At 70.4% G+C, this 13,516-nt stretch carries 10 protein-coding genes; 5 read left to right on the forward strand and 5 right to left on the reverse strand.

Annotation, left to right across the window (positions count from 1 at the left end; all coding sequences use genetic code 11):
* The first annotated feature begins 2 nt into the window (after positions 1–2).
* Positions 3–1,721, forward strand: a complete 1,719-nt coding sequence (locus AB0436_RS05715) for a lipopolysaccharide biosynthesis protein (RefSeq protein ID WP_366466884.1) — start codon at positions 3–5, stop codon at positions 1,719–1,721.
* Entirely contained in the window at positions 1,718–2,956 is a 1,239-nt protein-coding gene (locus tag AB0436_RS05720; RefSeq protein WP_366466434.1) for a hypothetical protein, read from the forward strand. The genes AB0436_RS05715 and AB0436_RS05720 overlap by 4 nt, the downstream gene beginning before the upstream one ends.
* Here AB0436_RS05720 and AB0436_RS05725 read toward each other — a convergent pair.
* Positions 2,929–4,461, reverse strand: coding sequence for an O-antigen polymerase (locus AB0436_RS05725; protein WP_366466435.1), 1,533 nt, complete (start codon positions 4,459–4,461; stop codon positions 2,929–2,931). The genes AB0436_RS05720 and AB0436_RS05725 overlap by 28 nt on opposite strands.
* A gap of 134 nt (positions 4,462–4,595) precedes the next feature.
* Here AB0436_RS05725 and AB0436_RS05730 point away from each other — a divergent pair, with 134 nt between their 5' ends.
* Both AB0436_RS05730 and AB0436_RS05735 read left to right on the forward strand, forming a co-directional pair.
* Positions 4,596–5,132 (forward strand): WcaF family extracellular polysaccharide biosynthesis acetyltransferase, encoded by a 537-nt coding sequence (locus AB0436_RS05730; RefSeq protein ID WP_366466436.1) that lies wholly within the window; start codon positions 4,596–4,598, stop codon positions 5,130–5,132.
* Positions 5,133–5,137: 5 nt separating this feature from the next.
* A complete protein-coding gene (locus AB0436_RS05735; protein ID WP_366466885.1) occupies positions 5,138–6,265 on the forward strand; it encodes a glycosyltransferase in 1,128 nt (375 codons plus the stop codon).
* On the opposite strand, the gene AB0436_RS05740 is transcribed toward AB0436_RS05735, so the two are convergent.
* From AB0436_RS05740 to gmd, 3 genes are all read right to left on the reverse strand, one after another.
* Positions 6,244–6,924 carry a hypothetical protein gene (locus AB0436_RS05740; RefSeq protein WP_366466437.1) on the reverse strand — a complete coding sequence of 227 codons (681 nt, stop codon included), beginning with the start codon at positions 6,922–6,924 and terminating at the stop codon, positions 6,244–6,246. The two genes, AB0436_RS05735 and AB0436_RS05740, sit on opposite strands and share 22 nt — an antisense overlap.
* 115 nt (positions 6,925–7,039) lie before the next feature.
* Positions 7,040–9,760, reverse strand: a complete 2,721-nt coding sequence (locus AB0436_RS05745; RefSeq protein WP_366466438.1) for a LamG-like jellyroll fold domain-containing protein — start codon at positions 9,758–9,760, stop codon at positions 7,040–7,042.
* A gap of 147 nt (positions 9,761–9,907) precedes the next feature.
* Positions 9,908–10,921 carry a GDP-mannose 4,6-dehydratase gene (gmd, locus tag AB0436_RS05750; protein WP_366466439.1) on the reverse strand — a complete coding sequence of 338 codons (1,014 nt, stop codon included), beginning with the start codon at positions 10,919–10,921 and terminating at the stop codon, positions 9,908–9,910.
* 125 nt (positions 10,922–11,046) lie between these two features.
* On the opposite strand from gmd, the gene AB0436_RS05755 reads away from it, so the two are divergent.
* Positions 11,047–11,985 carry a GDP-L-fucose synthase gene (locus tag AB0436_RS05755; RefSeq protein WP_366466440.1) on the forward strand — a complete coding sequence of 313 codons (939 nt, stop codon included), beginning with the start codon at positions 11,047–11,049 and terminating at the stop codon, positions 11,983–11,985.
* 55 nt (positions 11,986–12,040) lie between these two features.
* On the opposite strand, the gene AB0436_RS05760 is transcribed toward AB0436_RS05755, so the two are convergent.
* Positions 12,041–13,444, reverse strand: coding sequence for a sugar transferase (locus AB0436_RS05760; protein ID WP_366466441.1), 1,404 nt, complete (start codon positions 13,442–13,444; stop codon positions 12,041–12,043).
* Positions 13,445–13,516: the final 72 nt, after the last annotated feature.

A 13,516-nucleotide genomic window follows, 5' to 3' on the forward strand; every position in this document is an offset into this window, starting at 1 on the left:
ACATGCACGCTTCCGCGGCGAGGGACGACGAACCGGATCTGCTGAGAGACCAGTTCCGGCAACTGCTGCGCTACCGCAGGCTCATCGGTGCGGGCATCGGCATCGGACTGCTCGGCGGAGCGTGGCTGGGAGTGACATCGGCCGACAGCTACACGGCCACCAGTGACATCCGCCTGCGCGCCCCGACCAATGACCCGTTCAACCCCGTCGTGTCCCCGGACAAGACCGTCAACATAGGCACCGAGCGGCAGACCGCGCTCAGCAACAGCGTGGCCGAAGTGGCCGCCGAGGCGCTGGGCCTGCCCAGCAACCGGACCGGCTCGCTCCAGAAGGGGCTGCAGGTCACCAATCCGCCGCAGACCATGGTGCTGCGCTTCACCTATGCGGCCACCACGCCGGAGGAGGCGGCCCGCCGGGCGAACGCACTGGCGAAGGCCTATCTCGATCTGCGGAAGAAGCAGTGGACCGACCTGCGGGACAGCATGGTCAAGAAGACCCAGGACCAGCTGAACCCGATCGCCCGGCAACAGCACGACCTGGCCAAGCAACTGGCCGGCGAGGGCAGTTCGGCCTCGGATGCGGCGAACGCCCGCTATGACGACCTGACCGGCAAGATGAACACGCTGAACGGACAGATCGCCAGCCTCAACGCGCTCGACATGACCGCGGGCACCGTCAGCGGCAAGGCGGTTCCGCCCGCCGCGTCCGACGGGCTCGGGCTGCCGGTGTCCCTGGGTCTCGGCGGCGCGGTCGGGGTGGCGCTGGGGCTGCTGGCGGCCTGGGTCAGGCTGGTCTTCGACCCGTCGCCGCGCTCACCCGCCGACGTCGCGCGCGCGGTGCGCGCCCCCGTGCTCGGCACGCTGCCCCGCGGCACATCGGGCGGGTCGCTGCTCGTCGGCGGTCAGGACTCCCGGCTGGCCGAGGAGTACCGCTCGGTCGCCTTCCGGCTCGCCTACGACGAACGCTTCTCGGGCCGCCGACGACTGCTCGTGGTGGCACCCCGGGGCGGCAACAGCGACGCGGCGGCAGGGGTCGCCGCCAATCTGGCGGCATCCTTCGCCGAGACCGGCAAGGACGTACTGCTGATCGAGGCCGATCTGCGCACGCCGAGCCTGGCCGGCCGGCTGCGGGCCGGTGACACGGGGCGCCCCGCCTGGAGCCGGCAGCCCGACACCGAGGAGCCGGGCTGGCCCGGACCACGCCAACTGCAGGTCGACGCGGGGGAGTCCGGGTCCTTCGACCTGGTTCCCGGCGAGCGGGTACGCAATGTGGCCCGCGCCCTGACCTCCCCCCGGGTGACCCGTCTGATCGAGGAGGCCGACTCCCCGAACGCGACGGTCGTCGTACTGGCCCCGCCGGTCCTCGCCTATGCCGACGCCCTGGCTCTGGTCGACCGGGTGGACGGGGTGCTGATCGTCTGTCACCCGAGATCGGTGCACCGCGCCGACCTGGTCCGAATCAGGGAGCTGATCACCGGCGCCGGCGGCACCGTGCTCGGCGCCGTCACCCACCCGGTGCCCCGTCAGCCGGGACGGCGGGCGGAGAAGTCCGGGCATCGCGGCAGCGGCCGGGCCGCGAACCGGTCGGCGCAGCAGGAAGACGCCGGCGAAGCGGCCGGGCAGCGGCCTGGCGCGGGCCGACCGTCCCCGCCGCAGCAGGAACTCACCGGCGACGGGAGCGACACCGTGGCGCTGCGCAGCGTCCGCGCGGGAGACCGGTGAGACGTTCGGCCGTCGTCGCCGCGTCGGTGCTCGATCAGGCAGCGTCCAGCCTGACGAACATCCTGGTGCTGGTGATGGCGGCCCGGGTCTCCAGCACGGGCGGGTTCGCCGCCTTCTCGATGGTCTACCTGACCTTCACCGTGCTGCTCGGCCTGAACATGTCCTATGTGGGTCAGGCGGTCGTACTGGAGCGCGGCGACACCCGCGCACTGGCCTCGGCGTGCCGCTCGGCCGCGGCCTTCACCGGCTGCGCCGCGCTGGTCGCCGGCGTGCTGCTGGTCGTGGGCGGGGCGGTGGCCGGTGGCCGGCTCGGCGGGGCGTTCCTGGCGCTCGGGGTGGTGCTGCCCGTGGTCCTGCTGCAGGACGGGCTGCGCTACTCCTTCTCCGCGCTGCAGCAACCCCACCGGGCGCTCACCGCCGACGGACTGCGCCTGGTCTGCGTGGTGCCCGCCCTGCTGGTGCAGCCCCACCAGGCGAGCCCGGCCAGGCTCGTCGCCGTGTGGGGCGTCTCCGCACTGCCCGCGCTGCTGCTCGGCCTGTTGCTGCTGCGGCCCTTCGTGACGGGAGCCGCGACCCAGCTGCGCCGCTATGTGCGACGCGGCCACCTCGGCATGCGGTTCGTCGTCGAGTTCACCGTCGGGAACGCGTCGAGCCAGCTCGCCGTGCTCGGGCTCGGGCTCTTCGCCAGCCCGCTGGCCGTCGGCGCGCTCCGCGGAGCCACCACCCTCTTCGGCCCGCTCAACGTGCTGTTCAACTCGGTGAACGCCTTCGGTCCGCCGGTGCTCGGCAGGCTCGGCGGACGCCGCGCCACCACCCGGGCGGCCGCGCTGCTCGCCGCCGTGCTGGCGGCCGTGGGCTTCGGCTGGGCGGCTGTCCTGTACGCCCTGCCCGACCGGATGGGACATCAGCTTCTCGGTGCCACCTGGCAGTCCGCGGCAGCGCTGCTCCCGGCCACCGGCAGCCAGTACGCGGTGATGGCCCTGGGGACCTGCGCCCTGGTCACCCTGCGGGTGATCAGCCCGCGCGCCACGCTGTCGTTGCAGGTGGTGTTCTCGCTGCTCTCGGTGGTGCTGATGCTCGGCGGCTACGGCCTGGGCGGCGCCATCGGCGCGGCCTGGGGGCTCGCGGCCGGCTCCGCGCTCAAGGCGGCCGCCGCCTGGATACGGGTCGCCGGTCTCGGCCGGACCCCCGAGCCCTCAGCCACGGGTCAGCGCAGCGCCGCGCCCTTGTCCTGACGGTACGTCATGATCAGCGCGATGCAGATGATCGCGATGGCCACCCGACCGGAGGCCTGCAGCAGCGGTCCGCGCAACAGGATGAACGAATAGCCCGCCACCAGCGGCACCACCAGCGAGATCAGGCTCCCGGGCGGCGCGCGGCGGGTGGCCCTCCGGGCATACCTCCGGTCCACCCGGGCCGCGGCGTACCCCATGCCGAGCAGGCCGAGGCTCATGCCCAACGGACCGAAGTCGATCCAGAGCTCCGCCCACACCGGGGAGGAGAGGTTGGTGTTGACCGCGCCCATCCACTCGCCGACCATCACCCCGGTGTCGTGCGGTTTGCCGGGCCATATGGCGCGCGGTACGGCGAACAGGACGGAACCCGCCAGCTGGCGCCCGTAGAGATGCCCGCTGCCCGAGTGCTCGAAGGTGATGGTGTTCGCGAACATGCCGATCTGGTCGTAGTCCTTGAGCGCCAGCGGCTCCAGCACCGAAGTGGTCTCGACCGGGTGGTAGTTCTTGTCGTCGTAACGGAAGCGGTCGGCGAACGGGAAGACCACCAGCGCCACCACCACCCCCAGACTCAGTGCGGAGCGGTACATCGCCGCGCTGACCGGGAAGACGGTGAACAGCAGCGCGAGCAGCACCGTCAGGAACCAGTAACGCGGATTGGAGATCGGGTTGTTGACCACCGTGTTCAGCGCGGCGAGCGCGCACCACACGGCGATCACCGTCGGCGACTTGCGCGCACGCCGGGAGGTGACCAGCCAACGGGTGTACGCCAGCAGCGCGATCAGCGCCGGTACGGTGCCGAAACCACGCAGCAGGGCCTGACCGGCCTGCGAATCGGCCTGCGAGATGCCCGCCTCCGCGATGCCGGCGATGATCTCCTGCCGGCTGCTGAAGAACACGGCCGGCCCGCCCAGCTTCAGGATGAACACCGCGCTGCACGCGAAGGCCACCACAACCAGCAGATAGAGCCTTCGCCGGTGCACCAGCGCGGGTCGTGTCTCCCCTCGGCCCTTGCCGCCGGGACGGTGCCTGGCCAGCAGCGCCCCCACGTCGAAGGCCACACACCCGATGAGAACGAGCGCGATGGCCTCGGTGACGTCCGAACGCGGCCCCACCACGGGTGTCGGCACCTTGCCCAGTACGGCCTGGGCGAGCGGGGCCACTCCCATCGCCATGTAGACGAAGAGCCAGAAGGATCCCTGCAGCAGCTTGCGGCGGCCGGTGAGGATCATCCCGGACAGTCGGGCGCCCGCGTACATCGTCAGGATCAACTGCACCCAGTACGCGCTGTCGTGGGCCCCGTCGCCCGGCTGGACGGCGACCACCACGGGCATGGCCACGGTGAGCCCGATGGCAAGCGGTACCGACAGGGCCCGGGACAGCAGAGTCCGGGGTGACACCACCGGCGCGAAACGCAGGGCCGAAGCGGGCAGGGCCGAAACGGGCAGCGGCACCGGACCGCGGGCCGGCGCCGCCTGTCCGGTGCCCTCGTCCGTATCCGTCGTCATGCGGCCCCCGCCCCTGAGCGGATCTCCCCTGAGAAGATCCCGCGGCCAGTCTACCGACGCGGGAGCTGCCACCCGGCGTCAGCCACTAGGCTGAGCAGCCAGGCGTCTGGGGAGACGCCGGTGGGGGTGAATTGATGCGGAATCTCCCGGCTTTCACATTGGCCGGATATGAAAAGGGCCGCGGCAAGCTGGTGCAGGCCCTGTGGTTCGCCGTACTGAACACCGTCTTCATGGCGTGGTTCTGTCCGGCGCGGCTCCGGGTCGCGCTGCTGCGGATCTTCGGCGCGACCATCGGCGAGGGCGTCCTCATCCGGCATCGGGTGCGGGTCCTGTGGCCCTGGAAGCTGACGGTCGGCGACCACAGCTGGATCGGCGAGGGCGCCTGGCTGCTCAATCTGGAGCCGATCACCATCGGTGCGCACGTCTGTGTCTCGCAGGAGGCGCTGCTGTGTACCGGAAGTCATGATCACCGCGCCGCCGACTTCCGTTACCGCAATGCGCCGATCGTAGTGAAGGACGGCGCCTGGGTCGCCACCCGTGCCACCGTCCTCGCCGGCGTCACCATCGGCGCGCACGCCGTCGCCGGTGCGGGCACCGTCGTGCACCGGGACCTGCCGGATCTCACCCTGCAGACGGCCGACGGCCGGCGGCCGGTGGAGGAACCCGTATGAGCCCGCTGAGAGTCCTGCACGTCGTCACCCTGCACAGTCCGAGCCACGCCTTCGGCGGCCCGGTCCGGGTGGCACTCAATCTCTCCCGGGGGCTCAGGGAGCGCGGCCACGACACGCGGCTGCTCGCCCTCGGCGACGGGTTCGAAGGCCCGCTGCCCGCCGAGGTCGAGAGTGTGCCCGTCCGGCTCTTCCAGGCTCGCAGGCTGCTGCCGCTGGGTTTCAGCGGCATCACCTCGCCCGCCCTTCTCGCGAGCGCCGGCCGCCTGGTCCGGGAGGCCGACGTCGTCCATGTCCATCTCGCCCGCGACCTGGTGACCCTGCCGGTCGCTCTCGCCGCGCTGCGCGCCGGGAAGCCGCTGGTGCTCCAGACCCACGGCATGGTCGACCCCAGTGACCGGCTGCTGGCCAAGGTGCTGGACGCGCTCGCCGTACGCAGGCTGCTCCGCCGGGCATCGGCGGTGCTGTATCTGACCGGGCACGAGCGCAAGGGCCTCGAAGCCGTTGCCGGACCGTCCACGCCGGTCAACACGACGCGGCTGGTCAACGGGGTGCCGGCGCAGGAACCGCGCCCGGCCCCCGCGAGCGCGCCGCGTCTTCTCTACGCGGCCCGGCTGCAGGCCCGCAAGCGGCCGCAGGACTTCGTGGCCGCGGTCCCGGAGATCCTGCGCCACCACCCGGACGCCCGGTTCGTGGTGGCAGGACCCGACGAGGGCGAACTCGCTCCGGTACAGGCGCTGATCGGTCAGCTCGGGGTGGCGGAGCGGGTGAGCTGTCCGGGCCCCCTGTCCGGCGCCGGGATGCTCAGCGAACTGCGTGCGGCGCACCTCTATGTGCTGCCATCGGTCGACGAGCCCTTCCCGATGTCGGTTCTGGAAGCGCTGTCGGTCGGCACGCCCGTCGTCGTCACGCGCTCCAACGGGCTGGCGCGCGACATCGAGGAGGCGGGCGCCGGCCGGGTGGTCGCCGATGCGTCCGGGATCGCTTCCGCCGTGCGGGAGCTGCTGGATCCCGTCGTGAACGAAGAAGCCTCCGTGGCGGCCCGCAAGCTGGCCACGGAGGCGTTCTCGATGGATGCCGTGCTCGACACACTGCTCGCCGTCTACGACAGGTGTTACGCGGGCACCCAGGCGTAACACCTGGACGAGGTGAACTCCTGGGTGCCGGCCGGGACCTTCGCCGTGACCGGCCCCTTGGCTCCGTTCGAAGGCCCCGAGGCGAGGACCTTGCCCCCGCTGCCGGTGGCCCGCCAGGTGCAGTCGGAGCTGGTGGTCAGCGCGCGGTAGCTGCCGGCGGCGGGTTTCTTGCGGGTTCCGTCGGGGAAGCCCGCATCGGCCGCCGCGAGCACCGGCTTCTGGTCCGGGCAGAGATGAGTGATGGCGGCCTTCGCATCGGGGATGTCGCCCGCGATCACCGCACCCACCGCGGCGTCCCGGTCGTGCTTGGCGGTCCGGGCCACCCGCTGGCATGTTTCCTGGCCGGTCTGCAGCACGGCTGCCGGGTCCATGTTCTTCGGCACCCGACCGCTCAGGTAGGCCTTGTCCTTCTTGCTGAACGAGCCGGTGGCCGGGGTGATCTCGGCGTCCGGCAGGACGGGCCCCCGGGAAGGCGAAGGGTCCGGGCTCGTCTCGGTCTCCGGATCCGGGATGCTCCGGGTCGGAGTGGGGCTGCTCGTGGCACCGGCCGCCGCGTCGTTGTCGTGGTGCGAGGACCCGGAGGAACTGCAGGCGGACACGGCGATGAGGGCGGCCAGCACGGCCGCGGCGGCTGCCGGGCGCCGGTGAAGTGGACGCATGGTGGGGCTCCTGTGGTACGGGGTGGTGCGGGGGCCGGGCGAAGGGGAATCGGCGGTGCGGGGTCCGGCGAACCGGACCCCGCACGCTGTCATTGCGTTGCCGTCACCGGCGCGACTACGGCGCGCCGAAGGTCAGCACGAGCTGCGGGGTGCCGTCGCCGGCGGAGGCCTCGCTGGACCACAGCCACAGCGAGTCGGTGCCCGTACTCGTCAGCGCCAGGCTGTAGGAACTGCCCAGCGAGGACGAGAGCGCGGCCGTGTCGAGTGACGCCGAGTAGACGGTCGAGCCGTCCGTGGCACCGCTCAGCGTGCCGAGCGGGGCCGAGCCCAGGGCGGGCCGGTTGTTGTACGTCAGTGCTGCCTCCGTCCAGTCCCCGGAGACCGGTACGACGGACTGGCTGTCCGCCGATCCGCCCCCGGACTGGGTCGAGGTCTTCACGGAGAGCCTGGCGCTCTTCAGCACCGTGCCGGCCGGGGCCGACGGCAGGGTGAAGCGGAGGTAGGACGCGTACGCGGACGTACCACGGACGGCGAGCGAGCTCGACGTGCCGTAGTTGGTGTTCGGGGCGCCCGCGTTGGCGTAGGTGTCGTCGGTTGCCGCGACCGTGCTGACGGTGTCGGCGGGGGCGTTCGCCAGCTGGTAGTGGTGCGTCACCTGCTGGGCGGAGAGGGCCGACGGGTAGATCGCCGTGTCGTCGATCTGTCCGGCGAAGAAGTTGCTGGTCGGCTGCTGCGGCCAGCCGTTCAACTGATCACCGCCGACCCGCCAGTAGCCGGTGTAGGCCTGGTTGCCGGTCACGTTGCCGGAGTCCTTGAGCGCACCGTCGACGTAGAGCTTCATGCCGGACGAGTCCTGCGTGGCGACCACGTGGTGCCAGTCGCCGTCGTTGTACGAACCTGACGTGGAGATGGTCCGCGTCCCGCCCGTGTACACGCCGAAGACCAGGTTTCCGGCGTTCGTCATGTAGATGTGCTTGTCGTAGTTGCCGCTGGTCTTGGTGGTGTTGTTGCCGAAGCCGACGAGTTTGCCACCCCGGTCCGTGGTCGTCCTGAACCAGGTCTCGACGGAGTAGGCGCCGGGCACGGTGGACGGCCGGTCGCTGTACACCACCTGGTCGGTGCCGTCGAACCCGATCGCCGTACTCGGGCCGTTGACGGCGGCCGGCGTCTGCCGCAGCGACGGTCCGTTCAGCTGGATGCCGCTGTTGTCCGACGACGACGAGTCGCCGATGAACGGGCTGGTCGACTCGTCGTAGCGCCAGTACTGCGTGGCGCCGTCGTCGATCACGGCGCTCGGATAGGCCTCCGCGGAGGCGGGCACGGTCACCGTTACCGTGGGCGAGAGCCCACTGGCGTTGCCTGCCGCGTCCGTGGCCGTCACCCGGTAGCTGTACGTCTGCCCCGCGGTGACGTCGGTGTCCGTGAAGGACATCTGCGGCCGGGACCACCACAGCGAGTCGCCGTCCGCGGTGTGGACCGGGGTCGACGAGCCGTTGCGGTAGACCTTGTACGTCAGCTTGCTGTCGTCCAGGTCGGTGCTGGACCGCCAGCGCACCTGAACCGCGCCGGGCTTGATGCTGGCAGCGCTGACCTGCGGCACGCCGGGGACACCGGTGTCGGGGCTCGAGGCGAAGCGGGTCAGACCCTGGGCGGGCGCGGCGTTGACGGTGGTGAACTCGCCGCCCACCCAGAGGTACTTGGTGGATCCGCTGTCCGAGACGGCCAGGGCGCGCGGGCCGATGCCCTCACCCAGACCGTCGTTGGTGTTGGGGAACCAGCCGAGCTTGCCCACGCTCGTGGTGGGCTGCGCCAGCAGATGGTTGCGCTTGCCGTCGGGGAACTCACCCACGCTGGAACAGTCGTGGGCGTGCGAGGCGCTGTAGAGGACGCTCTCGTACGACAGCACCGCCTGCGTCGCGCCCAGGCAGGTGTCGCGCCAGCGCTGGGCGAGGTCGCTGAGGTTCAGTGCGATGCGCCCGTCGAAGACTCCACCGCCCGTTCCCTCGTTGCCGGTGTAGAACCCGGTGGCGTCGGTGCCGATGGTCTTGACGACCGAGTTCGTCTCGATGAAGTTCGGGTACGTCTTGACGTTGTCACCGGTGGTGGCGTCCACGACGGCGAGGGCGTGCGAGTCCGAGCCGTTGACCGTGAAGAAGTCACCGCCCAGCACCACGTCCTTGCCGTCGGGCGTGACCGCGACGGCCCGTCCCGGCAGATCCACATCGGCCGTGAACGGCCGAAGCGCCCCGGTGCCGCTGTCCACCGCGGCGTACCGCTGCCGGGTTTCCCCCTGAACGGTGCCGAAGTCACCGCCCGCGTACACCGTGTCGTCGGTGACGGCGAGGGCGCGTACGGTCGCGCTGAAGCTCGGATGGAAGTCCGCCTTGGGCGTGCAGGTGGCGATGTCGATCGCTGCCAGGCTGCTCACCTGGACACCGTTGACGGCGCCGAAGTAACCGCCCGCGTAGAGCGTCTTCTTGTCCGGCGAGACGACCAGCGAGCGGACCGTTGCCGAACCGCTGCCGATCGTGAACGAGAGATGGCAGGACGTGGGCGCGCCGGTCGCGGCGTTCATCGCCACGAAGTTGACCGCGTCCTGCGCCGTGCCGCTGTCCCCCTCGGGCGGCCTGACCTGCGAGAAGGTACCTCCGACGAAGACAGTCCCCTGTGCCTCCGCCAGTGCCCAGACGATGCCGTTGGTCTGCCAGGTCGGCAGATCGTCGGCGGTGAACGCCACCGGAGGTGTCACCGCCGCAGCCGGTGGCGCGACGGTCACCCCCAAGCCGGCGATGACGCTCAGGATGAGGGCAGCCGAAAGCCCCCGGGATCTACCCATGTACTTACCCCCCAGGCGTGAAAGCCCAGATATATGGCCTGATGTGGCCCAACTGACATGTATATTGGCGCACCTTGCGGCGGAAAGACACGTGTTCCGCCACACTTGACCAATCCGGTACCGATCGTGGTCCGCGTCGTACGCGGATCAGCGGTCGATACGCACCGTGGCGCCGGCCAGCTGGTCCTCGACCTGCCGCAGATCGGCGTCCACCATGATCCCGGCCAGCTCCGCCACCAGCACCGACGGCTTCCAGCCAAGCAGTTGATGCGCCTTGCCCGGGTCGCCGATGAGCGCGTCGACCTCGCTGGGACGCTCGTACTTCGGGTCGTACCTGACGTACTCGTTCCAGTCCAGGCCCACATGGGAGAAGGCCGTCTGGACGAACTCCCGCACGGTGGCGGCGACCCCGGTCGCCACCACGTAGTCGGTGGGTTCGTCGTGCTGGAGCATCCGCCACATCGCGTCGACGTACTCGGGGGCATAACCCCAGTCGCGTACCGCGTCCAGATTGCCCATGTACAGGCGGTCCTGGAGGCCCGCCTTGATCCGGGCCACCGCGCGGGTCACCTTGCGCGTCACGAAGGTCTCGCCACGGCGCGGCGACTCGTGGTTGAAGAGGATCCCGTTGACGGCGAACATGTCGTAGGCCTCGCGGTAGTTGACGGTGGTCCAGTAGCCGAAGACCTTCGCAGCGCCGTAGGGACTGCGCGGGTGGAAGGGGGTCTGCTCGTTCTGTGGCGGCGGGGTGGAGCCGAACATCTCGGAGGACGAGGCCTGGTAGTACCGGGTTTCGATACCGCTGGCCCGGATGGCCTCGAGCAGCCGCAGCGCGCCGAGCCCGGTGACGTCACCGGTGTACAGCGGCGCGTCGAAGGAGACCCGGACATGGGACTGGGCGCCCAGGTTGTACACCTCGTCGGGTCTGATGTCCCGCATCAGGTTCACCAGGGCGACACCGTCGGACAGGTCCGCGTGGTGCAGTACGAAGGACCGGTTGGCCTGCTGCGGGTCCTGGTAGATGTGGTCGATCCGCTCGGTGTTGAAGCTGGACGACCGGCGGACGAGTCCATGGACGGTGTACCCCTTGGAGAGCAGCAGCTCCGCCAGATAGGAACCGTCCTGTCCGGTGACTCCGGTGATCAGTGCGGACTTGCTCATGCGAAATGTCCCTCCCTTGCAGACCGGCGCGCGGCCGGTCCGTCCCCCACGGTTATGTTGTGATTTGAGAAAGAAGTCAGGGTCTTGTGCACACTGGCGGTCTTCGCCCTGGCATGATCCGACCCATGACTGAATCGCTGCTTCTGCCAGAGGGCGCCCGCATATTCGTCGCCGGTCACCGTGGTCTGGTCGGGTCCGCCGTGGCGCGCCGGCTCACCGCCGACGGCTACCGGGTACTCACCCGGGACCGCACCGAGCTGGATCTGCGCGACGCCGCCCGGACCGCGGACCACCTGAAGGACATGCGACCCGACGCGGTGGTGCTGGCCGCCGCCAAGGTCGGCGGCATCATGGCGAACAGCACCTACCCCGTCCAGTTCATCGAGGAGAACCTGCAGATCCAGCTGAGCGTGATCGCCGGAGCGCACCGGGCCGGCGTCGGCAGACTCCTCTTCCTCGGCTCCTCCTGCATCTATCCCAAGCTCGCTCCCCAGCCGATCAGCGAGGACGCCCTGCTGACCGGCCCGCTGGAGCCGACCAACCAGGCGTACGCCCTCGCGAAGATCGCCGGGATCGTGCAGATCCAGTCCTACCGTCAGCAGTACGGCGCCTCGTACATCTCCGCCATGCCGACCAACCTCTACGGGCCCGGCGACAACTTCGACCTGGAGACCTCGCACGTGCTGCCGGCGCTGATCCGCCGCTTCCACGAGGCCCGCGAGGAGGGCAGGGAGGCGGTGACCCTCTGGGGATCCGGCTCGCCGCGCCGGGAGTTCCTCCATGTCGACGACCTCGCCGCCGCCTGCGCACTGCTGTTGCGTGCCTACGACGACGACGAACCGGTGAACGTGGGCTGCGGGACGGACCTCACCATCCGCGAACTCGCCGAGGCCGTCGCCGATGTGACCGGCTTCGCCGGGCGCATCGACTGGGACACCTCCAAGCCCGATGGAACCCCCCGCAAACTGCTCGATGTCACGCGGCTGAGCTCCCTCGGCTGGAAGCCGGGCATCCCGCTGCGCGACGGCATCGCCGCGACGTACGCCTCCTGGCAGCGCGGCTGAGCGGCAGCGCCGGAGCACTGCCCGCCCCGCGTTCGGTGTCATCGGCTCGGCTCTCTCAGTACGCCCCGCGACCGTCGACGACGGCGCGGAGCGTACGGGCCATGACGTCGACGTCGCTGGTGAACGACCAGTTGTCGACGTACTGAAGGTCCAGTTGGATCGTTTCGTCCCAGGACAGGTCGGAGCGGCCGCTGATCTGCCAGAGTCCGGTCATGCCGGGCCGTACCGCGAGCCGTCGTGCCTCCACCTCGTTGTAGAGGGCGACCTCCTCGGGCAACGGCGGACGCGGCCCCACCAGCGACATGTCGCCGCGCACCACATTGATCAGCTGCGGCAACTCATCGAGGGATGCCCGGCGCAGCACGCGCCCGGCGCCGGTCACCCGCGGGTCGCGCCGCATCTTGAACATCGGCCCTTCGACCTCGTTCACGGCGGCCAGTTCGGCCTTGCGGGCGTCCGCGTCCCGGTGCATGGTGCGGAACTTCCACATCACGAAGGGCGTGCCGGCCTGCCCTATCCGTTCCTGCCGGTAGAAGACCGGACCCGCGGAGTTCAGCCTGACCGCCAGGGCGATCAGCACGAACAGGGGCGAGAGGACGACAAGGCCCAGTGCCGCGCCGGCCCGGTCCATCACGGACTTGAGCACCGGCTGCACACCGCGGCGCACCGGCGGCACGATCCGCAGCAGTGCCATTCCGGCCGCCGATGTCGCCTGCAGACGTTTGACGGATATCTCCACCAGGCCGGGAGCCAGCGCGAGTTCGACCCCCGCGTCGTGCAGGGCCCAGGACAGCCGCCGGAGCCGCTCGCCCGACATGCTGGCTCCCGGCGCGACCATCACGACGTCGGCCTGCAACTCCTGAGCGGTGGCGAGCAGCGGCCGGGTGTCCTCGCTGCTGGCGACGGGGCTGCCGAAGGTCATCCGGCCGGCCAGCCGGGACCCGCTGGTGATCTCGCCCGCGCCGAGCGCCACTATGCCGACCACGATGTACGGGTGATCGGTACGACCCGCCAGATGCTCGGCCACGTCATCGGCCGCCGACGGCTCGCCGATCACCAGGACCCGGGTCACCACCTGCGCCTTGCGGCGCGCCGAGGCGAGGTGGCGGTAGGTCGCCTTGCGGCACACCAGGGTGAGCAGCAGCGACGGCAGTAGTGCGGCCAGGCAGAGCAGCGGCCCGTGGCGCAGGTCCGCGGCGGCGCGGCAGACGGCCAGCACGCCCAGCAGGATCAGCCAGTCGTGCAGCACCGGCAGCGCGCCTCGGGACTCACCCATGAGGCGCTCTGCGTACCGGTGCCGGAACGTCTGGATGCTCAGCCAGGCGAGTGCGGCGACGGCGGCCGACCACAGGGCGTACGGCTGGCTTTCGGCGCGGAAGAGCAGCGCCACCGGCAGCGCCGTGCCGGTGACGTCGGTGAACAAGGCGATCGGCAGATACCAACGCGATTTGAGGCGCATCCCCTGCTGGACTGCACCCGATGCGGTGCGGACCCCGGACGCACCTGTTTCAGGCGTGCTGACATGCCACAT

Origin of the sequence: Streptomyces sp. NPDC051322 (assembly GCF_040689485.1) — a bacterium.
Taxonomy (GTDB): domain Bacteria; phylum Actinomycetota; class Actinomycetes; order Streptomycetales; family Streptomycetaceae; genus Streptomyces.

Coding starts and splice junctions, on each gene's coding strand:
- AB0436_RS05760 (WP_366466441.1), bottom strand. CDS start 13,444: ATGCGCCTCAAATCGCGTTGGTATCTGCCGATCGCCTTGTTCACCGAC.
- AB0436_RS05755 (WP_366466440.1), top strand. CDS start 11,047: ATGACTGAATCGCTGCTTCTGCCAGAGGGCGCCCGCATATTCGTCGCC.
- AB0436_RS05740 (WP_366466437.1), bottom strand. CDS start 6,924: ATGCGTCCACTTCACCGGCGCCCGGCAGCCGCCGCGGCCGTGCTGGCC.
- AB0436_RS05715 (WP_366466884.1), top strand. CDS start 3: ATGCACGCTTCCGCGGCGAGGGACGACGAACCGGATCTGCTGAGAGAC.
- AB0436_RS05730 (WP_366466436.1), top strand. CDS start 4,596: ATGCGGAATCTCCCGGCTTTCACATTGGCCGGATATGAAAAGGGCCGC.
- AB0436_RS05745 (WP_366466438.1), bottom strand. CDS start 9,760: ATGGGTAGATCCCGGGGGCTTTCGGCTGCCCTCATCCTGAGCGTCATC.
- AB0436_RS05725 (WP_366466435.1), bottom strand. CDS start 4,461: ATGACGACGGATACGGACGAGGGCACCGGACAGGCGGCGCCGGCCCGC.
- gmd (WP_366466439.1), bottom strand. CDS start 10,921: ATGAGCAAGTCCGCACTGATCACCGGAGTCACCGGACAGGACGGTTCC.